At 45.1% G+C, this 20,935-nt stretch carries 20 protein-coding genes; 9 read left to right on the top strand and 11 right to left on the bottom strand.

The features are described from left to right. The coding region (locus LW728_RS14295) for an RNA-guided endonuclease TnpB family protein (RefSeq protein WP_287767070.1) at positions 1–424 on the top strand (424 nt) is incomplete at its 5' end. Between the two features lie 99 nt (positions 425–523). Here the strand turns inward: LW728_RS14295 and LW728_RS14300 are convergent. The 3 genes from LW728_RS14300 to LW728_RS14310 form a co-directional block, all read right to left on the bottom strand. After that, complete coding sequence (locus tag LW728_RS14300) at positions 524–766, bottom strand: AbrB/MazE/SpoVT family DNA-binding domain-containing protein (RefSeq protein ID WP_002772118.1); 243 nt, start codon at positions 764–766, stop codon at positions 524–526. 91 nt (positions 767–857) lie between these two features. Continuing rightward, positions 858–1,634 (bottom strand): DUF2092 domain-containing protein, encoded by a 777-nt coding sequence (locus LW728_RS14305; RefSeq protein WP_287669846.1) that lies wholly within the window; start codon positions 1,632–1,634, stop codon positions 858–860. 32 nt (positions 1,635–1,666) lie between these two features. Further along, positions 1,667–2,329, bottom strand: coding sequence for a potassium channel family protein (locus LW728_RS14310; RefSeq protein WP_002800689.1), 663 nt, complete (start codon positions 2,327–2,329; stop codon positions 1,667–1,669). A gap of 430 nt (positions 2,330–2,759) precedes the next feature. Here LW728_RS14310 and LW728_RS14315 point away from each other — a divergent pair, with 430 nt between their 5' ends. Together LW728_RS14315 and LW728_RS14320 are read left to right on the top strand one after the other, a co-directional pair. Continuing rightward, positions 2,760–3,728, top strand: a complete 969-nt coding sequence (locus LW728_RS14315) for a helix-turn-helix domain-containing protein (RefSeq protein ID WP_159251925.1) — start codon at positions 2,760–2,762, stop codon at positions 3,726–3,728. Between the two features lie 301 nt (positions 3,729–4,029). Next, positions 4,030–4,491 carry a hypothetical protein gene (locus tag LW728_RS14320; protein ID WP_002800691.1) on the top strand — a complete coding sequence of 154 codons (462 nt, stop codon included), beginning with the start codon at positions 4,030–4,032 and terminating at the stop codon, positions 4,489–4,491. A 9-nt stretch (positions 4,492–4,500) separates the two neighbouring features. On the opposite strand, the gene LW728_RS14325 is transcribed toward LW728_RS14320, so the two are convergent. Continuing rightward, positions 4,501–4,644: a hypothetical protein gene (locus LW728_RS14325; RefSeq protein ID WP_287767073.1), complete on the bottom strand. Its 144-nt coding sequence runs from the start codon at positions 4,642–4,644 to the stop codon at positions 4,501–4,503. A 748-nt stretch (positions 4,645–5,392) separates the two neighbouring features. Here LW728_RS14325 and LW728_RS14330 point away from each other — a divergent pair. Both LW728_RS14330 and LW728_RS14335 read left to right on the top strand, forming a co-directional pair. Next, positions 5,393–5,872, top strand: coding sequence for an SRPBCC family protein (locus LW728_RS14330; protein WP_287669852.1), 480 nt, complete (start codon positions 5,393–5,395; stop codon positions 5,870–5,872). Between the two features lie 219 nt (positions 5,873–6,091). After that, positions 6,092–7,744 carry an acetolactate synthase large subunit gene (locus tag LW728_RS14335; protein ID WP_002800692.1) on the top strand — a complete coding sequence of 551 codons (1,653 nt, stop codon included), beginning with the start codon at positions 6,092–6,094 and terminating at the stop codon, positions 7,742–7,744. A gap of 97 nt (positions 7,745–7,841) precedes the next feature. On the opposite strand, the gene LW728_RS14340 is transcribed toward LW728_RS14335, so the two are convergent. Then, entirely contained in the window at positions 7,842–9,086 is a 1,245-nt protein-coding gene (locus tag LW728_RS14340; RefSeq protein ID WP_287767074.1) for a DUF4912 domain-containing protein, read from the bottom strand. Positions 9,087–9,503: 417 nt separating this feature from the next. On the opposite strand from LW728_RS14340, the gene LW728_RS14345 reads away from it, so the two are divergent. After that, on the top strand, positions 9,504–10,841 hold the full coding sequence (locus LW728_RS14345; RefSeq protein WP_287767076.1) for a histidine phosphatase family protein: 1,338 nt from the start codon (positions 9,504–9,506) through the stop codon (positions 10,839–10,841). Positions 10,842–11,053: 212 nt separating this feature from the next. Here LW728_RS14345 and crtD read toward each other — a convergent pair whose 3' ends face one another. The 4 genes from crtD to LW728_RS14365 all read right to left on the bottom strand — a co-directional run bounded on the left by crtD (position 11,054) and on the right by LW728_RS14365 (position 15,298). Then, positions 11,054–12,562: a C-3',4' desaturase CrtD gene (gene crtD / locus LW728_RS14350; protein ID WP_287767077.1), complete on the bottom strand. Its 1,509-nt coding sequence runs from the start codon at positions 12,560–12,562 to the stop codon at positions 11,054–11,056. Between the two features lie 219 nt (positions 12,563–12,781). Continuing rightward, positions 12,782–13,708 (bottom strand): homoserine kinase, encoded by a 927-nt coding sequence (thrB, locus tag LW728_RS14355; RefSeq protein WP_287767078.1) that lies wholly within the window; start codon positions 13,706–13,708, stop codon positions 12,782–12,784. Between the two features lie 2 nt (positions 13,709–13,710). Then, positions 13,711–14,421 (bottom strand): superoxide dismutase, encoded by a 711-nt coding sequence (locus LW728_RS14360; protein WP_002800698.1) that lies wholly within the window; start codon positions 14,419–14,421, stop codon positions 13,711–13,713. 202 nt (positions 14,422–14,623) lie between these two features. Further along, a complete protein-coding gene (locus LW728_RS14365) occupies positions 14,624–15,298 on the bottom strand; it encodes a TIGR04283 family arsenosugar biosynthesis glycosyltransferase (RefSeq protein WP_287669864.1) in 675 nt (224 codons plus the stop codon). Between the two features lie 382 nt (positions 15,299–15,680). Between LW728_RS14365 and LW728_RS14370 the strand changes: the two genes are divergently transcribed. Beyond that, positions 15,681–16,097 carry a CoA-binding protein gene (locus LW728_RS14370; protein WP_008201483.1) on the top strand — a complete coding sequence of 139 codons (417 nt, stop codon included), beginning with the start codon at positions 15,681–15,683 and terminating at the stop codon, positions 16,095–16,097. Between the two features lie 47 nt (positions 16,098–16,144). On the opposite strand, the gene LW728_RS14375 is transcribed toward LW728_RS14370, so the two are convergent. After that, the gene (locus LW728_RS14375) at positions 16,145–17,998 is read right to left on the bottom strand and encodes an iron uptake porin (protein WP_287767079.1); all 1,854 of its coding nucleotides are present in this window, start codon (positions 17,996–17,998) and stop codon (positions 16,145–16,147) included. 530 nt (positions 17,999–18,528) lie between these two features. Here LW728_RS14375 and LW728_RS14380 point away from each other — a divergent pair. Continuing rightward, positions 18,529–18,915, top strand: coding sequence for a hypothetical protein (locus tag LW728_RS14380; RefSeq protein ID WP_002800703.1), 387 nt, complete (start codon positions 18,529–18,531; stop codon positions 18,913–18,915). Positions 18,916–19,332: 417 nt separating this feature from the next. Here the strand turns inward: LW728_RS14380 and LW728_RS14385 are convergent, their stop codons facing one another. Next, positions 19,333–20,709, bottom strand: coding sequence for a cobyrinic acid a,c-diamide synthase CobB (locus LW728_RS14385; RefSeq protein ID WP_002800704.1), 1,377 nt, complete (start codon positions 20,707–20,709; stop codon positions 19,333–19,335). A gap of 91 nt (positions 20,710–20,800) precedes the next feature. On the opposite strand from LW728_RS14385, the gene LW728_RS14390 reads away from it, so the two are divergent. After that, a partial coding sequence (locus LW728_RS14390) for a helix-turn-helix domain-containing protein (RefSeq protein WP_287767080.1) occupies positions 20,801–20,935 on the top strand: 135 nt, incomplete at its 3' end.

The following is a 20,935-nucleotide window of genomic DNA, read 5'->3' on the forward strand; positions in this document are numbered from 1 at the left end:
CACTCAATTAGTTCGTGAAAACCAAACGATTGTGGTTGAGAATTTAGCCGTCAAGAATATGGTCAAAAACCCGAAATTATCTCAGGCAATATCTGATGTAAGCTGGGGAGAAATTACCCGACAATTAGCCTATAAATGCCGTTGGTATGGCAGAAATTACATCGAAATAGATAGATGGTTTCCTAGCTCTAAAAGGTGTAGTAATTGCGGGTATATTGCTGAGAAAATGCCGTTAAATGTTCGAGAATGGGACTGTCCAGACTGTGGGACTCACCATGACCGAGATATTAACGCCAGTAAAAATATTTTGGCCGCAGGGCTTGCGGTGTCAGTCTGTCGAGCGACCATAAGACCAGAACAGAGTAAATCTGGGGCGGCAGGTGCGAAAAATCCTTCGGGAAAGAAGCAGAAACCTAAATCGTGAGGTTTGGGAATCACCGTCCGTTTACGGCGGTGAGGATGTCAAGCCCAATTTGTGGGTCGAAGCTCAACCGCAGGAAATCTCCACGTTCTGGAATGTATGTCACCAAACCTCCTCTCCCATTGGCCGTCCCCAATCCACTTCCGGCTCCGGTGATTCAACAACCTCAGCCAGTAGTTCTTCTAGGCTTAACTCAGGCAAGGCTTGAATTAGCTCAATTACTAGCTTTCCGTTTTCCACAGAACATTCAACAACGTCATTGGGATTGAGGTTCAGTGCCTCCACCGCATACTTGGGAATCCGAATCGCTAAAGAATTACCCCAGCGTCCAATCTGCGACTTCATGATCCCACCTCGAATTCGTTAGATATTCAAAGTATATCAAAACGCTGATTTAGGGGAATACCGACAAGCGATCGCGTTTTATGAACGGGCTTTATGGCTGGGATTGATTATCCCTAGGGGGTAGAAGTTCGATAGGGATCGACTCTGATCCCGGTTGGAAAGTGAAAGTATCGGCGGGTGTACTAGGCTTAAAATTCCAATCGGATAATATTGCCGTGTACTGGGGTGAACCGGGTAGAGTTTTATAGGTGATAATCGCTTTCCTCAGTAGGGGGGTGGCATCCTGCGTGACCCAGATTTGATAATCGCGATCGCTACCGATCAGCAGCAGATGATACATTTGTTCACCATTAACCATGTTGTTGCCGATAAAAATAATTTGTCTGACATCAGCCATTAGATCTGCACAGGGATCGTTCGCTGCTAGATTTGACATGGGAATGGTGATTCCGTACCTTTGCTCTACTTGGTCTAAGGCTTCATCTAGAGTATTCGGAGCCGGTTTCGTGACGTATAGATCCTGTTCCAGATCCGCAAGGGTGAAGGTTTTACCATCGTAAAAAAAGCGTGTAACTCGTTCATCCCCAGTGTAGTCCGAGCGCAGGCGATCGGGTTTCTCTACCCAGATGTTTTGATCGGCACTGTACTGAACTTTCGCCCCGGAGTCGAGTATATCGTCATAGGTGACATCCATATTGACGGTGAACGATCGCTGTTTGGTTAAATTAGCACAGAGTTGCTCGATCACCTGTTCCGCCGTTTTTGGGCGGATTTCCTGGGATAGAGTCGGTATTTCCGCCAAGACTCCTGCGGCAGTGACCCAAGGCAACAGTAAAGAAAGAATCGGGATAAAGCGACGCATAATCATCTAATATTCTCCAAGGCGATGGATTGTTTTGGTTAACGACCATTGTGTAAACTGACTAAACGAGCGATAAAAACGGCGGGATAGAGAACTCCAGTCATTCCTTCTAAATTGGCCAAAACTCTAGCGACTTTACTGGTAGGAACTATATCACCGTAGCCAACCGTGGCCAGGGTAGTAAAGCTGAAATGAAGTAGATCCGCCTGGTTGACGGTTTTAGCGGCGGAGCTAAAGGAATCGGGTTCAAAAATCTGGACGATACTATAAGCGGATGCCCAGAAAAATCCTAGGAGAAAATAGACACAAATTCCCCCTTTGATGATATCGGATGTTACCTGTTCGGCGAGAATTAATTCTAGTAAAATCGAGTACACGCATAAACTAATAAAAGCTAGAGAAATTAATGTACTAGACAGATCGAACCAACGGTTGAAATCGCTATAAATAGGGATAATCGTGCTGAATGCTCGCAGGAGGAGGGCAATTAGAAACAGACCGATATTACATCTTAAAGCCAATTTACTGCGATCGATCTGATAGACGGCGATGATCAGAGAGAGGGAGAAGAAAAAGAAAACTAGCAAATCTCCCAGGGGTAGATATACTAAAAATGGGTAAATAATGTAGAGCGAGAGCAGATTTGCCAGCAGCCGATTGTATTTATTTTCTGTTGCCCGCATCAATTGACGGAATTTCATAGCAGCGAACCTTTAATTGGTAATATTTCCTCCTGCTAATTAATTTTAAGGGTATTTATCTCCTATCTTCTTTCTAAATTTTCTTGCTTGAATAAACAGCGACTTTCTATCTATTAGCCTCTAGAAGACTATTATAGACGCTTGGCAAGAGCGATCGCTATCAAAAAATGGCAAACTTAGACTTATAGATAGAACTTTTCGGTAATTTTTTTATTAAGAATTGACCATAAATTTTAAAAAATATTGCAGATAACCAGAAAACCCTATTTGTTTCAATCAAGGAAAAAAGTCAGAGTCTGACGTTATTAACCCATAAAAGCCAAAAAACTCTACAATTAAGATTAGTGAGGTATCCTGCATATTTACAAGAGAATAACTCTTAATAATACTTAATAATTTTTAATAATTCTGCTATCCCAAATCAGACAAAATGAATATCAATTTACAGCCCCTGATCGAGACTATTACTTTTCACGATATCGATGAACTAGGGTCGCGGATGAGAGCTTTTCGTTGGGACATGGTTCATCGACCGATCGAGGCGGGAACTTTCGAGGGGGAACTGTTCGTAGCTCAAGTCGGGGGCATACAATTCGCCCGACCGATTTACAATCGAGGAATTCGTTCTCAAGGGGATTCTCCTCCCGGGACAATCACCGTCGGGATACCCTTGTCTACACCCCGAGTCTTCAAGTGGCACGGGTATTCTTTATCGTCGAATTCCGCTCTCTTGCAGAAAAGTTCCAGGGGGATCGATATGCTTCGATCGGGAAACTTGCCCCTCGCTCTGGTTACTATCGATAACGATTCTCTGTTTTCCCAGGCCGAACAAACCGATCGGCTCGGGGTAGCATCTTTAATTACGGATTCAACCCTGGCAATTCAACCAGAGCCGACTGTCCTGAGACGATTCCGCTCTCATTTAAGATATATTTTTGAGCTTTTCTGGAGACAACCCCAGACAATTCTAGAGCCAGCTATGCAATCGCTGATCCGAGAGGATTTTATCTCTCTGGTTCTAGATGTACTCGATTCCCATCAAAACTATCCGCCGCTGCGCCCTTCAATACGACATCCCTACATTAAGCGAGCAGAGGAGATCTTACTGGACAATCTCGATCGCCCCCTCTCGATCCTCGATCTATGCCAAGAACTGCACATCAGTGAACGTACCCTCCGTTATGGTTTTCAGGAATGTTTTGGCCTGGGACCTGCGACTTATCTCAAAATTCAACGTCTTAACGGGGTACGACGACAACTAAAAGCGTCTGCGGGTCAAGGAATTACCGTTAGTGCGATCGCCCTACAGTGGGGATTCTGGCACATGGGTCAATTTGCCAAAGATTATAAGAAAATGTTCGGTGAGTGTCCGTCGGCAACTTTGCGAGATAATTCTTAACAAAATAAAAGTTAGATTTGCAGAATTTTGATAGTTTCTCCGAGCCTGCCAACGTTAAATATTAGTAGTAAACGAGGAGCAATTCTCTGAAAATCTCACGGGTTGACGCACAGAAATTAACCCCAGAAGAAACAGGAGAACTCGCTCCACTGTGAGCGATAATGACCAAGTACCGCGCCAAGAATTAGAATTAGTGAGAACTTTGGTCACGGAAAAAGTCAAGGCGGGACAATTAAGGCTTAATTATCTTTAATCGTCCCCGAAGAGCCAATTTTAGAAAACCTTAACGGGAAGAACTATCATGTTGACAAAAACTTTCAGCCTTCTCTGTGTCGGTTTAATCCTCGGACTGACATCAATAGGGGTTGTTGCCGCTACTAAAGATCAGGCTACAGAACTTCCGAAAAACTGTCAGTACCTCAAGGAAGTAGCCACTAATCAGACCCATATCCGCAAACAGATCGATGCCATAGGAAAGAATAACTTTAACACCGATTTCGCCGTTCCCTCCGGGGTGAAATTTGCCTCTTTTAAAGGAGTCATGGTTCCCGAAAACGATGGCAAATACGGAGTAACGATCAATCTCAAGTATCCCGATAATTCGGTTAATAGTGCCTTCCAGAAAAATGTCGAAATGAAACGGGGTGAAACCTATTCTTTACCCTTCCAATCACCCACGGGTAGACAGCCCTATCAGATTAATTTTAATATTAACGGGATGAATAATAACGCCTACACAATCGCAGTAATGGCCTGTAAATAGCGATCGCTTTTATTGATAACCCTCTGGAGAGACGATGAAAAATGCGATCGCTCGCTGACAGGAAAGTTTTCCGCCAGGGCTAAAGGTCGAGGTAGCTTTTGAGACGACTACTTTCGTCGATATAGCGATCGCTGATATCAAGGATAACACCATTGAGGCGATCCTCCACGCCATCATCGGTAGAGGCGGCTAGGTCCGGTTTCTGACCGATTATGATTACTTCTCTGTCGGGAATTGTTGGTTACATAAGTAGTCGTGCAAAATTAATTTCCTAGTCGAGACAGGAGACAGGAGACAGGAGACAGGAGACAGGAGACGGGAGACAGCTATTAGGGATCGGATTTGAGTTTTCAGTTCACTGTTTGCTCACACCAGAAGTCTGACGGAGTAGTGGCTTAGATGTGTAATTAATTTTGCTTAGGTACTTACCAAATTAAATAGAGAAAAAGGCAAATGATCTAAAATGAAGAGGTCGTATATGATTGAAAAATCATGGCAGCAGTAACCTCAACAGTAGTCAAAGAAAGCTTGGAAGTCAAATTAGATGAATTGTTTAAGAAATTAACACCCCCAGAGGGTTGCTTCTCTGACAGGATTTCCCTTCATCCTTGATGCTCTATCTGCACTGAATACAATTTAATTTGCTACAAGACCCATACTTTTTCTTGCAACAGGACCCGCCGAAGCTCGGTTATCGCGTAAGGAATAGTGGTGGAGATCTGTTTGTTGTGGCTCAGTTTTTGAGAATTGTCTATATACAAAGTCAGCCTTCATCCGATCGCACTTAAGTGAGGGACTTCTGCTGAGACTAAGTTAAAATTATAAAAAGCTCACACTCCCAGAAAGCCATTTATTTTCTAGAATAGAAGATTACCTGGATTATTTTTGCGGGGGGCAATCGGTGATTCTCAATTTTTCCCTAAGGATTGTAGCGGCCAAAGGCAAACTATTCTGTAAGTTTTCACTCTACAAAACCTATCGGGTGGTCAGCAGCGCCCCTGTCGATGTCCTCTGGCAAAAATTAATCAATGTGGCCGATGTCTCTTGGCATCCTTTGATCGCCAAGGCTGATGTTCCCCTGGGTTTAATCGCTAAACCGGGGTTAATCTATCAAGCTGTCACCCGTCTGACTCCCATTCCTATCCGGGTTTTCGTGGAAAATGTCCGCCCCGGGGAACTCCTCAGCCTCAGAGTTCTCGCTATCCCCGGCATGGAACAGAAAATGACGTACCAAGTGGAATCAACCCTCTGTGGTAGTTATATTTCCTATTCTGTCACCCTGCGCGGTTGGCTGTCCCCCTTCATCTGGTGGTTAAGTCGTCCCTATTTAGCCAAAGTCGCCGCCCAACTAGCTCACGCCGCCGAAGAATTAACGGCCTAAAAAAAATTCCTCCCCATTGTGCTAATAAATAATCTGCCAAGGGTCAAGATCTAAGTCACAATAGTATATGGATAGACTTAAACAAAATTTTAGTCAGCTACATTGGTACATATAGTCTACTGATATCATCCCGACGAGTTGAGCGCAACAACCTCAATCCGCCGGGATGAACTATCTCTAGAGACTTTACTGATGAAGTAAGCTCTACAGGAGGGAATTATGGGGGAATTAAACACAGCCGAACTTCTAGTTAAATGTCTAGAGAATGAAGGGGTCGAGTATATTTTTGGGCTACCCGGGGAAGAAAACCTCGATGTTTTGGAAGCCCTAAAAAACTCCTCGATCAAATTTATCACCACCCGTCACGAACAGGGCGCGGCTTTTATGGCCGATGTCTATGGACGCTTGACGGGAAAAGCGGGGGTTTGTCTCTCCACCTTAGGACCGGGGGCGACTAACCTAATGACGGGGGTAGCCGATGCTAACCTGGATGGGGCGCCCTTGGTGGCCATCACCGGCCAGGTGGGAACCGATCGAATGCACATTGAATCCCATCAATATCTGGATCTTGTGGCCATGTTCGCCCCGGTGACGAAATGGAATAAACAGATCGTCCGGCCGGGTATCACCCCGGAAGTGGTACGGAGAGCCTTTAAAACCGCCCAAAGTGAGAAACCGGGGGCAGTTCATATCGATCTTCCCGAAAATATCGCCGCTATGGCTGCCGATGGTAGTCCTTTGCCCCTCGATAGTCAGGAAAAAGTTTACGCTTCCTACCGGACTTTGAATATGGCGGCGGCAGTGATTTCTAAAGCCAAAAATCCCTTGATTTTGGCGGGAAATGGGGCAATTCGCGCTAATGCTAGTGAGGCTTTAACGGAATTCGCCACGGCCTTGAATATCCCTGTGGCTAACACTTTTATGGGTAAGGGGGTGATTCCCTATACCCATCCTCTGGCTCTTTGGGCGGTAGGATTACAGCAACGGGATTTGATTAGTTGTGCCTTTGATCGCAGTGATTTAATTATCGCTGTTGGTTACGATTTAATCGAGTATTCCCCGAAAAAATGGAATCCAGACGGGAAATTACCGATTATTCACATCGGCATGACTCCAGCGGAAATTGACAGCAGTTATGCCCCAGTAGTGGAAGTGGTGGGTGATATCACCGATTCTCTCATCGATATCCTCAAACGGGCCGATCGCCAGAATAAACCAACTCCTGTCACCGCAGCATTAAAGACGGAAATTCGGGCCGATTACGAAACCTATGCCAATGATACGGGTTTTCCGATCAAGCCACAAAAATTGATCTACGATCTGCGTCAGGTAATGGGACCGGAAGATATTGCTATTTGTGACGTGGGCGCTCATAAAATGTGGATGGCCCGCCATTATCACTCCGATTGTCCTAATACTTGCATTATTTCTAACGGTTTCGCCGCTATGGGTATTGCTATCCCTGGTGCGATCGCCGCTAAGTTAGTTTATCCCGATAAGCGCGTTGTGGCGGTGACGGGAGACGGCGGTTTTATGATGAATTGTCAGGAGTTGGAGACAGCTTTGCGGGTGGGGACTCCCTTCGTCACTCTCATCTTTAATGATGGCGGTTACGGTTTAATCGAATGGAAGCAGTTAAACTATTTTGGGACATCTTCTTTTATTAAGTTTGGTAATCCCGATTTTGTTAAATTTGCTGAAAGTATGGGATTAAAAGGCTATCGGGTGGAATCTACTCAGGATTTGATCCCGACACTAGAGGATGCTTTCCGGCAAGATGTCCCTACGGTGATCGATGTTCCCGTCGATTACGGTGAAAATCTGCGTCTTTCCCAAAAATCGGGCGATCTAAGCTGTCAGATTTGGGAATAGAAGTTGATAGCGTTGACAATCCCCAAAAAATCCCCTAACTAAATCTCAGTTAGGGGGAAGTAATTAGGTTGGCTTTGGTAACGTTAGAAAACCCAATCTAGAACAACCATTCTAGAACCGCCTCATCTTTAGTGTTGGTATTGCGAGAGGGGGTTTCCCTGGTGAATTTCATGTGGATAGAACGATTTTGTTCACCATCGGCGGCTACGGCCATAATCGGATAATCGATTAAACCGTCTTGGAAGGACATCTGATAGCGGAAAGTGCCATCGGGATTGAGTTTAATCGGACGACCACCGATAGTTACGGTGGCATCCGGTTCGGTGGCACCATAGACGATTAATTCTGCATCGGCAACTAACCAGAATTTGCGCGGACGTTGTAGGGTTTCCGAAGCACCCATACCGATACCAGAAGCAGTCATCCCGATACCGGAAGCGGTTAGTCCCGATACCGTGGGAACTGCCCACATACCAACTCCAGAGGGGAATACATAAGAACTGATCACTTCCGACATCGGTACGGAACCAGCGACGTGCTGCATGGAACCAAACAAGGAACCGGCCACCCGTAGGGCCTCGATATCGCCGACACTCTCGAAAATTTGGTCGTAGATAGGGCTTCCCGTGGTTCCGGCACCGCTGCCGTAGCGTTTGCTGGGGGTAACGAGTTCGTAAACAGTTTTGCCCACCAGTTCTTCTTCCCAGTTAACGGTGACAAAAACATCTTCAATCCAGTCGGAAGGATAGACGGGAGGAATCCGCACTAAAGGAGAACGGGCCAAAACTAACCAACGACCATCAGCACAACGATAACCGATATCGATAACATAATCTCGATCGCTGACTGGAATCGGTAAATACCATTCCCGGGCCAATTCATCACAGAGATATTCTTGGACACTGTGGGCGCCTTGGCTATTGAGATCGATATCGGTGACATCATAAAGACGTAGGGCTAATTGTTGTCCCCCTTGACGACGCAAATCTTCTTTCGATTCGTTGGGGATATCCCAGTAAGCATAGGCCCACTGAGGATCGCGAGGTAGGAGGGTAATGCGATTTTCACCGTAGCCACCGGGCAGATCTCCTAAACCATCATCCACCGAACCTAGGATATCTTCGATCGGGTTAGCTTGACCTAATTCAAATTTTGCTGCTTCCACTGGTTTTTCCTCTTTAATAATAGATTTAAAATTGCCGCTTACTCCCATAGCTTGGGTAATTGCCTCGATTAACTGCGTTTTCCGCATCCGACTGTAACGAGAGATGCTGTATTGACTGGCAACTCGTCGCAGTTGCCGCAAGGTCATCTCATCTAAGGGGGGGTATTCTGGAACCATGAGTTGACGCTCTCCGATTAGTTACGACGGCAAATGTTTTTGGGCATTTGCAAAAGCAGTGATCTGGGTAATCCTTCCAACTACTCATCGATTGCTTTGTGAACGAGAGATCCACTCGATGGGGATCAAGGGAATCGCTTGTTATAAATACCTATTAAACAGCAAGATTCTGATTTTGACCAAGTACATTGTCATGATTTCTTGACAAAAACGCCAAACCCTTGATCCCAAAGAGATTTTCATGTCAGGAAGTTTTGATACGCTGTGCTGCCTTGAAACTGCATAAGGAAATTTTAGTACAAATGCTCGCCGATCTCCACTGATTACTGATTACCGATTACTGATCACTGATTTGTACTCCGATCCCGATCGCCTGTAATCTGATATTGAGACTTTTAGTTAAGGAGACTGAACCGCTTGGCTACCCGTGTGATTATTGTTCGTCATGGACAAAGCAGTTATAACGCACAGCAGAAAATACAAGGTCGCAGTGATGGCTCGGTTTTGACGGAAAAAGGCCATCTGGACGCGGAAAAAGTGGGAAATGCCCTCAGTCAAATCGATATCGCCGCTTTTTACTGTAGTCCTCTCCAAAGAGCCAAATCTACTGCTGAGGTGATTCAGTCTCGTTTAAATAACTCTCCCGTCATTCAACCCACTTCGCAGTTACTAGAAATCGATCTGCCTATCTGGGAAAATATGGTCAAAGAGGAGGTAAAAGCTCAATACCTCCAAGAATATCGGGATTGGCACCAAAAACCTCACGAATTTAAGATGATACTGCCCGATGGTCAAGAACATTATCCCGTTCTCTCCCTCTATCAACAGGCCCAAGATTTTTGGCGAGAAATTATTCCCCAACACGAGGGCCAAACTATCCTCATTGTTGCCCATAACGGCATTAATCGCTGTTTAATCCTCAGTGCCATCGGTATTCCAGTTTCCTTATACCATTCCCTGCAACAATCTAACTGTTGCGTTAATGTTCTCAATTTTACGCGTGATTTTGGTGATCCTGTCCAGGTGGAATCCCTCAATCAAACGGCACACTTAGGGATAGCTTTACCCCCACCGCGTCCTCCTTTCCAAGGTTCTAGGCTGCTACTGGTGCGTCACGGAGAAACCCAATGGAATCGGGATAAACGTTTTCAAGGTGTGCGCGATATTCCTCTCAATGATAATGGCAAAGCTCAAGCTGAGAAAGCCGCCGAATTTCTGCGAGAAACGCCGATCAATCACGCTGTCACCAGTCCTTTGTCCCGTCCCAAGGAAACTGCCCAAATTATCCTGCAATATCACCCCGATATCACCTTAGATACCCAAGTAGATCTGACAGAAATCTGTCACGGACTTTGGGAAGGTAAATTAGAGGAGGAAATTGAAGCAAGTTTCCCCGGGATGTTAGAAGACTGGAAAAATGCCCCGGAAACCGTGCAAATGCCGGAAGGGGAGAATTTACAGGAAGTTTGGGATCGAGCGATCGCTTGTTGGCAGCAAATCGTTAAAACCTATAGTAATAGTGATCAACCTAAGACAATTATGGTAGTAGCTCACGATGCCATTAATAAGGTGATTCTTTGTTATTTATTGGGTTTAAAACCCGCTAATTTCTGGAATATTAAACAGGGAAATGGCGCGGTTAGTGTTATCGATTATCCCAAAGGAGTTGACTCTCAACCGGTCTTGCAAGCAATTAATATTACCTCTCATCTAGGAGCGGGAATACTCGATCGCACGGCAGCTGGCGCTTTATAACAGTTATCAGTTATCAGTTATCAGTGATCAGTTATCAGTTATCAGTGGGTAAGTTAACAGTTATCAGTATTCAGTATTCAGTATTCAGTATTCAGAAGATTGCTTTTATTTATTCTTCCCACTTCCCACTTCATAATTCATAATTCATAATTCATAATTCATAATTCCTAATTCCTAATTCATAATTCATAATTCATAATTCCTAATTCCCGCTAACTAGAAGCTAATAATTGATTCTCAATCTGTCTAACTACCGTTAGCGCCGAATAGCTGACTCCGGCAGTGCCTTCTCCCGGATGGGTGGAATCTCCCACTAACCAAAGATGGGGGATCGGAGTGCGCGTCGCTACGCCAAAAGGGCCAAAAGTGGACAATCTTTGACCAATACCGCCGACAATGCCCTGATTTCGCCCCGTAAACCGTTCAAAAGTGCGAGGTGTAGCTGATTCGATGTGAACGATGTGATCAGGACTAAGATGGAAATAATTACCGAGACGCTCGATCGCCTCTTGGGTGTATGCTGCTTTTAATTGCTGATAATTATCTTCTCCTTTTCGCCACCAAAGACTGGTATCGGTGAAGGAAGAAGCAATAATCGTCGCTTTTCCCACTGGAGCGCGGCCATCCCCTTCTTTACTCACGGAAACAAACAAAGAGTTATTTTCGCCGATTATGCCATCGTCATCGTAGAGGAATTGCAAATGGGGAGGACAATCGGGGGGAATAGCAGCGCGATCAACTCCTAAGTAAACCACAAAAGCACCGGATGCGGGGGGAAGTTTTTCGATTCTCCGGTGATAAAGACTGGGAATGGCTTCGCGATCGATTAATTGTGGTAAATTTTGGATCGGGATATTAGCCACAATCTCATCGGCCATTTCTGGATATATTTGACCATTTTTTTGATTTCTGACGATAATTCCTGTGGCTTTTCCCTTTTCTGTCAGTATTTTTTCCACTGTGTGGCGCATTTGCAATTTACCGCCGTATTTTTCCAAAGCTGTTACTAGGCGATCGCTTAATACCTGCATACTACCCTGAAGGTGGGATAAACCTTGGGGAGACTGAGAAACTGCCAAAGCGGTGGCGGCATAAAGTAAAGCGGTTTCATCGGCATTAACTTGGGAATAAAGCTTTAACTGGAGATCAAGGAAGGTTTTTAGGCGTTTATCCCTCTCTAAGCCGTATAATCGCAGAGCATCTCCCACAGTCATCAAAGTAAAAGGGAAGGTAATGGCAGTATCTAAACGCAAAGCGGCGATTAATTGCCCTAAATCCCACCAGTTGCGCGGGGGTAAAACTGGATCGCGACTTTGAAAACGCCAACTTGCTTGAAAGAGTTTTTGTAATAATTGCCAAAAAGGTTCGCTGCCCGGAAATTGTTTTTGTCTTTCCTCTTGCCACTTTTGCGGATCGCGCCAGACATTAATCGGAGTGGTTTCCCCCGGCAGAAAAACGGCACAAGCGGGATCGCAGGGGACAGAATCGGGTAAATCTATCCCTAATTCGGCAAAAATGCGCTGATGAATGCCCCCTACTTCTAATCCTGCCACTTGAGTTGCCCCCACGTCAAAGGTAAAACCCCGACGGGAAAAAGTCGAGGCACAACCCCCAGGTACAAGCGCCTGATCATATACTGTGACTTGATAACCTCGACGCGCCAATAATGCCGCCGCCGTTAGTCCGCCAATCCCTGCACCAATAACGGTAATTTGCGTCATTTTCTTAATAATTATTTATATTTATTTTTATACTAACGCTTTTGGCAGTCCGGAGTCAGTTATCAGTGATCAGTTATCAGTGATCAGTTCACTGTTTACTGGACGGCTACGCCGTGCCTTTGGCAACACTGAAAAGCTCCCCACTTCCCCACCTCCCCAATTCATAATTCATAATTCATAATTCATAATTCCCCCACTTCATAATTCATAATTCATAATTTATAATTCATAACAGTTTACTTGCGCCCCTAGGGTATCTAAAGCTAAAATTTTCACCTCAGAGTTAATCCCCACTTCCTCCCAAGCATTGGTCATCTCTGGGGCTATTTTTTGGGCATTTTCAGGGTTAGTTAAAGCCAATAGGCTCGGACCTGCGCCACTAATTACCATCCCGTAAGCACCCGCGTTAATGGCGGCTTTTTTCACCTTTTCGTAACCCGGGATCAAAGATTGGCGATAGGGTTGATGCAGTTTATCCTCTAGGGCAATTCTCAGCCAATCGCCGTTACCCGTCTCTAATCCCCGCAATAATAAACCCAAGCGGGAAATATTGAAAATTGCCTCCTGACGGCTAATTTTTTCCGGTAAAACCGCCCTAGCTTTTTCCGTAGCCAGTTCAAAATCGGGAATCGCCAAGACGGGAATGAGATTTTTTTGCCAAAATACTTGACAAATAGCCCAATTTGTGCTATCACCTGCCGATAGCTGACAGTTGCCCCGCAAAGCCGGCACCACATTATCTGGATGTCCCTCCAATGCGATCGCTAATGCTTCGATTTCCCCCATAGATAAAGGATTTCCGGCGCATTGATTGGCAGCCACTAACCCGCCGACAATAGCAGTGGCAGAACTACCTAAACCTCTAGCCAGAGGAACCCCTAAACCGATCTCGATGGCGATCGGGGGCGGATTCTGTCCTATTTTTTGATAAACTTGCAAAAAAGAAGTGTAGATTAAATTATCAGCACCTTGGCTAACTTTAGCTGATTCAGTTCCCTTGACACTAATGCTGACAGGGTTAGCTGTCGTTGCCGGCAGCAGGGTAAAAGTAAACTGATTATATAGGGTTAAGGCCGCTCCGAGACAATCGAAGCCGGGCCCAATATTAGCAGTGGTAGCGGGAACTGTTACCGTAAAAGTTGTCATGGTTAAGCTTTTGCCTGAAGATAGCGGCGATTTACCTCCTCCCAGTTAACCACATTCCACCACTGTTTTAAATATTCAGCCCGTTGATTACGGTATTTTAAGTAATAGGCGTGTTCCCAAACATCATTGCCCATAATTGGCTGTAATCCCATCATTAGCGGGCTATCTTGGTTAGCAGTGCTGGTAATTTCTAGTTGTCCTGACTTATTTAACACCAACCATGTCCAACCACTACCAAAAAGTTTAGTACCTGCTTGGTTGAAAGCGTTTTTAAATTCCTCGAAACTGCCAAATTTAGCGATTATTGCCGCTCCTATTTCTCCTGTTGGTTCGCCACCGCCATCGGGGGACATAATCTGCCAAAACATCGTATGATTAAGATCGCCGCCGCCATTATTGCGGATAGTGATGCGAAGATCGGCGGGTAAAGAGTCAAGATTTTTAATTAATTCTACTACTGTTTTTTTCTGCAATTCTGGATATTTTGCCACTGCCGCGTTGAGATTATTAACGTAGGCTGCATGGTGTTTATCGTGATGAAATTGCATCGTTTCCTTATCGATATAAGGTTCTAGGGCATCATAGCTATAGGGTAGGGCAATAAGACCATAGGGACCAGTAGCAGCAAAAGCGGCACGGTTAAAACCGGCAAGAGTGGCTGTGCCAAGGGTAGCACCTAAAAGATAAAGAAATTGACGGCGATCAAGAGACATATTCTCAGAGCAGATGTTCCAATGATCAATTATCCTATCGATCGGTACTTCGGGAGAGAAAAGTTTTTATCGACGGACTCCTAAACGCAATCGGCTGCATCTCTATATTACATTTTCGGTGTAAGCAGTTCGATAAACTCACTGACCACGTTGCGCCCCCACATTACACAATGACCTAAAATACTTTTTAAGCCAGCCTTTGTTACCATAAACGATAAAAACTTTTCAACAAGCGCGGCGGAATTTTTAGATAATAACCAATAATAACTAATTGATTAACTAAGGTGGTTTTGCCAACTCCTAATTTTTGCCAACGTCTTGCCGAGGTAATCACCGCAGCAGAAACTATGGCTATTTTACCCCTTTTTTTCAATCTTTGTATTAATTCAAAATCTTCCATAATTGGCAACTCAGGAAAACCGCCTAAATCGGCAAAGATTGAGGCTTTTAAAAATATTCCTTGATCTCCGTAGGGAAGGGAAAACCAGCGAGAACGCCAATTAACTAATTTTTCCACTAAACGCAGGGTTTTTTCCTCTCTATCAATTTTTAATTCAAAGGCCCCCGCTACTATCCCAGTTTGGGATAAAGTATCGATAATTTGTTCTTGAAATTCATGGGGAAGTAAAGTATCTCCGTGCAGAAATAACAAAATATCTCCTTTCGCTATTTTTGCTCCTAAATTCATCTGAAATGCACGACCTTTACTAGAAGAAATAATTACTTTCGCTCCCAATTGTTCGGCTATTTCTCTAGTTTTATCGGTACTTCCCCCATCGACAACAATAATTTCTACCCCCGCACCTATCTGTTTTAACGTTGCTGCAATTCTTAACTCCTCATTAAGAGTCGGAATGATAATACTAAGATAATTCATGAGGTTTTGTACTAACTCAAGTCAGAGGATTTAGGGGCAACCATCGGGTAAATTTTCCTACAGATACCGAGGGATTGATTGGGATGTGTAATAAGTAAGTAGTTATAATTAAATAGAAGATAGATTTTGCCTCTGATCCCCCCTGCCCCCCTTGATAAGGGGGGTGCCGGTAGGCGGGGGGATCCCCCCTTAATCCCCCCTTAATAAGGGGGGTATCTGACAACTTTTAACACCTACCTACTTAACTGTTTTTCCGGTAAAAAAGTTAAACATTGCTGCCAGTTCTCCACAGTGGCTAAAGCTGCCGTCAAAAGTCGATGCCAAATTAGGTTACACTTCATCTCTATCAGAAACGAAACTCTATTCTAAGATAGGTGGGACAATGCCGAATATTAAAGGAGACGATGGTGCGCTCAAAACCATCTTCAGCAATAGTAAAATTATCGCAGTGGTCGGGCATTCCGAGAAATCGAGCCGCGCCAGCTATCAGGTGGCCAAATTCCTGCAAGCGGTGGGTTATCGAGTCTATCCGGTCAATCCGATGGTCAAGCAAATTGACGGTCAAAGCTGCTATCCTTCTCTAGAGGCTATCCCCGAACCTGTGGATATTGTTAACGTTTTTCGTCATCCTGATTATCTGCCCGAAATTGTCGAGTCAGCTATTGCTATTCAGGCTGCTACTCTTTGGACACAATTGAAAATTTATCACCCAGTTGCGGAAAAAAAAGCGATCGAGGCAGGTTTAAATGTGATTATGGATGCTTGTATCCAGATAGAATATCAGCGTTTATTTCCCTAAAACAAAACCCCACCATGGGTGGGGTTTCGGGTTTAATTTAGGAAATCCTAGAAGGTAAAGGTTCCGCGGAGAGTGCCAATCCACTCGTTACCAGTACCTTTGAACTGTTCAGGTGCAGAAATCCAGATGACACCGGGGGTGATAGAAATATTGTCGGTGACTTGGTACTTGTAGAACAATTCAACGTGGTAGGGAACGATGTTAGATACTTTTAGACCCATTTCCCGGAAGCTTAAGTTACCGATGTAGGGCTGCGCACCAGCAAACAGACCTAGGATATTTCCTTCTTTACCTAAGTCGGGGAAGGCAATACCAGCACCGTAGGTCCACACTTCCGCATCACCGAGACCGAGTAAACGCACGGTGGAGTAGGAACCGAAGGCACTCAAGCTGGCGAAACCAATATCCACTGCACCGGTTAAACCGTAGCTATTGGATACTTTGGCATCGAAGTTGAAGAAACCAACCTTATCCTGTAGGGTTACTCTGTTAGGATTTCTGCCGTTGACGTTGAGCAGGGTGTTTAACTGAGTTTGGGAAAGGTTAGCCGCGGAAGTCCCCGTCACACCACGAGTACCACCGTTACCGAAGATAGCGGTGTCAGCACTTTGGTAAGCGTTAACGTAGGTAAAGCCAACGTTGAGGAAGTTAAAGAGGTTAGCGTTAATCTGTGCTAAAGCTGCGTAGTCCCCGTTAAAGAGACCGTTGCCCGGGTTGGGATCAGCAGGGGAAGTAGCACCACCGGCTAAGTAACCCAAAGATAGGGAGGTCGGACCGACAATGCTTTGGAGGAAGCCTAACTGTAGGCTAACACCGGCCCCAGAACCACCACCGATACGGTAGATGGGGTTTTCGGAAGCGAAGGTCGAAAGCGCACCATTACCACCGTCGAAGTCTTCAAAGAAGGGGTTAGTGGTGGGAACGAAGTCATTCCAAATACCGCCCCAAGCGGCGACGTAGGTGTTGAAGCGACCAAAATAACCTAAGTCAATCGGGGTATAGTAGGCCAACCAGTCGAGAACCACATCGCTACCGTTACCGGCGGCTGTCCAAGTTTGGAATAGGGAAGGGCTTTGCAGGTTATCGAATCTGACGGAAGCGGGATCACCATTTTGCAGTGTGGTGGTCGATTTGTAATCAAATCCAAAGGGAGTGGCACTACCCGCCGCTAAACGGGTTTTCAGCACGTCCTGACCGGTGAAGCTCGTGTTTAACAGCAAACGAGCGCGGTATTGCATGGCGGCCTGGGAGGCGGGGCTACCGGCACCGACCGTATCGGTAACGGCGAAGATAACTTCCCCAGCTAATTTGGTGGTGGTGGAGAATTGATTATTTTCGAGGAAAGACACCCGTCCTTCTAAGTTGTCAACTCTAGCTCCTAAAGCTGCTAACTCGGCTTGGAACTCATCCATCAAGCGCTTGAGAGCGTCTAAGTCTTCCTTGAGGACGTTGACACCATCTTGAATTAAACGTTCCATCACGTTTAAGCAAGCGTTTAAACCAGCCGCAAACTCCCAACGGGTTAAGGCTCGGTCGCCGCGGAAGGTGCGATCGGGATAACCAACAATACAACCATAGCGCTCCACAAGACTTCTTAAGGCCTCATAGGCCCAAGCGGTGGGGGAAACATCCCGCAGTTGGTTAACGCTGGTGACTTGATCGATGCTGTTGCCCTGTACGGGTGCAACTTGACCTTCGTTACCGTACTGTTCGATCTGATTGAGTAATTCGCCAGTTCCTGCACCGTTGTCCTGAACTTGAGCGATTTCTAGACTGTTAAATTCGGTAGAAACACTGGTAGATTTGGCGGGATCGAAGCTACTAGCATTAGCGGAAGCTACCAGGGTAGCTCCTAAAATCGCTGGGCTAACCAGCAATGATCTCCAGAACATTCTTAACATGATGGTTTTTTCCTCACACCTTATAGGTTGACTACACAGTTTGATGACGCATATAGCCTTGCTATTCTTCCGTTATTATACACGATTTAATTGCTTAGGGAAAGATGCGATCTCATTTTTTTTCCCTTGACCGGTTGACAAAGTGGCCACTAGGCTCTTCTGGTTTCTGTGTGGAAACCAGGCCTATACTGATAGTTACTTCAACAAAATAGCCCTAAAAGTTCTGCCCGATAATCATTTGACGATTCTATAAGCAAAAATTATCATACAAAGTCGAGAAGAACCGCCACCCTCTAGATACTAACGGCACTTAAACAAAAACTCAAGTAGGTTAGAATCCTTACGGAGAGGAAACTTAAGCTCAAATAACAGGCTCATCTAGACGAGTCGGGCAAGGTTCTCTGATTTTGATAACGACGACTGGACTGGGTTGTTGTCAGATTAATTGATAATTTCTATAGTGGCACTGTTAAATATGGAGTGATGCCTAATCAGCAAAACTTAACGCCCACAAAAACAGGTACAAGACCATGAAACAAAGAAAGATAGCCAATACACTGCGTAAAGCCTTGCTAGAAGATGGCAAGATGGAACGCGCTCTCTATGAATACGAATTAGAAGAACACATAGACTACTGGTACGAAGGTCTCAAGTCCGACCGTGATCAGTTTGTCTTTGCCGTCACGGAAAACTCCGGTGATGTGGCAATGGTATTGATTATGCCAGATAAAACTATCTACGTCAATGAGGAGGCGAGAGAGAAACTCTCTCAATTCTGGATAAAAGCTTATAAAAATAATATAAATCGATTAATTCCCATGATGGCGGACAATTTAGCCAATGATATTATCTCGGTCAATGGCGTTAAAACGGTGTCCCCAAACCAGAAGCGGCGCTGGGTTAGTTTGCGCCCGTAGAGTTAAAGTGAAGAAAGGCTCACTTAGGACAAAATTGGCACTATACTAAATCCGGTTATTAAAAACTGATTATCTATTCCCTCTTTTGCATGAGTGCCTCTCCTCATAACTAGCCTATACTCAACGGATTTAGTATTACTTCTGGTTCTGGGGTTCTCAGATGACGGGAAACCCCCAAAAACTATCCGCCCTTACCAATTGCTCGGTAAGGGCGGTGTAGCGGGTCATCGGAATCGACACCAGACTGCCGGAAGGAACTCCAGCTAGTCTAAATCTTGTTTAGACGTGGGGGTCTAGAGAACAGCCCCGGCGCACAGCCGGCTATTGTCGATTAAGAGACCCATGCTTTTACTACTTTCTACCATCGACATCACCTCCTGTATCCCTGAACGGATTAATTATTGAATTTATCTGCAATTAGCTTAACGCAGCTGTGCGGAAAAAATCAAGGCCGGCAGCTAAAAATTTTTTCGGCAGGCTCAGTTGGCCTCCAAAATGTAGATGGAGATAGGAAGCGTGCAGATTCTTACCTTGCCACCCTTCGGCATTGATAGCACTTTTGGGGAATGCTTGCAGTTGATAAATCGGTGCGTCGCTCACCCCGCTTAATTGGGAGCGATGGAATTCATGGCCGCGCACTGGTTGACCTGCTTTGAGCAGGATCGTCTCCTGTTTGGCGATGGCTTGCCGATAACCTAGGGTTAACTTCGGCGACATTATAGCAGATTGGGGGATTATTTGCAACATAGAATGATTTTTTTGCTCAAAATCAATTATTTTGTCACATAAATACATTAATCCCCCACATTCGGCGTAGGTGGGCATTCCGGAGGCGATCGCTTTTCTCACCTGAGTTAAGATAGGGGTGTTAGCTGCTAATTCCGGGGCAAAGATTTCGGGAAAACCGCCACCAAAGTACAATCCTTGCAGGTTTTCGGGCAAATTTGCCCCTTGCAAGGGACTCCAAAAGATTAATTCCGCGCCTAAATTGGCTAAAATATCGAGATTATCGGGATAATAAAAGTTAAAAGCCTTATCTCTGGCAATACCGATACGGATAGGGGGAAAAAGCTTATTTGATTCTGTGGGATTTTTCGGGTTCTCTTGGGGAGAAATAGTCAGTAAAGGCAAGAGAATGTCCCAATTAAAGCAGTTTTGGGCAATAGAAGCCAGTTGATCTTGCAGTTGCCTGATTTCTCCTAGTTCATCCCTGGGAACTAATCCTAGGTGGCGATCGGGAATTGTCAGGGAATCTTGACGACGCAGAACCCCGACAATCGGCATATTGATCGATTCTAGGGCGGTTTGCAGTAATTGCAGGTGGCGATCGCTACCAACACGATTGAGGATAACTCCAGCTAGATGGAGATTTTTGTCTAAAGATTGATAACCGCGGACAATAGCGGCGACAGAGGTAGATAAACGACTACAATCGATAACTAACAGCAGAGGAAGCCCTAAAATACGGGCAATATGGGCGGTACTGGCATAATCGGGAAATTGAGTATCGCTTAATTGAATACCATCAAATAACCCCATTACCCCTTCAATCAGAGCATAATCGACATTTTGACAATGTTGGGCAAAACAGGTTTTTACATAGTCTTCAGAAGTTAAAACCGGATCGAGATTGCGACAGGGGCGACCGGTAAAATGACTATGGAACATGGGATCGATATAATCGGGCCCGACTTTAAAAGATTGCACTCGATCGCCACGACTGATTAAATAGGCCAAGATTGCCAGAGTAATCGTAGTTTTACCGACTCCGCTTCTTTCTCCTGCGATGATCATCGAAAATTTTGGGTCTGAAACCCCGTCGTTCTACGACGGCTTTACCGTCAAATATTAGCACATTTACACGATATATGCTAAAATGTGAGGCATGGAAAAAGCCTATTCGTTTCGATTTTACCCCACACCAAAACAAGAGTCGCTATTGCGGCGCACATTGGGCTGTGTAAGATTGGTTTACAATAAAGCTCTCCACGAACGAACACAAGCATGGTACGAAAAGCAA

This window comes from Microcystis sp. 49638_E5, assembly GCF_021300285.1.
GTDB lineage: Bacteria > Cyanobacteriota > Cyanobacteriia > Cyanobacteriales > Microcystaceae > Microcystis > Microcystis aeruginosa_C.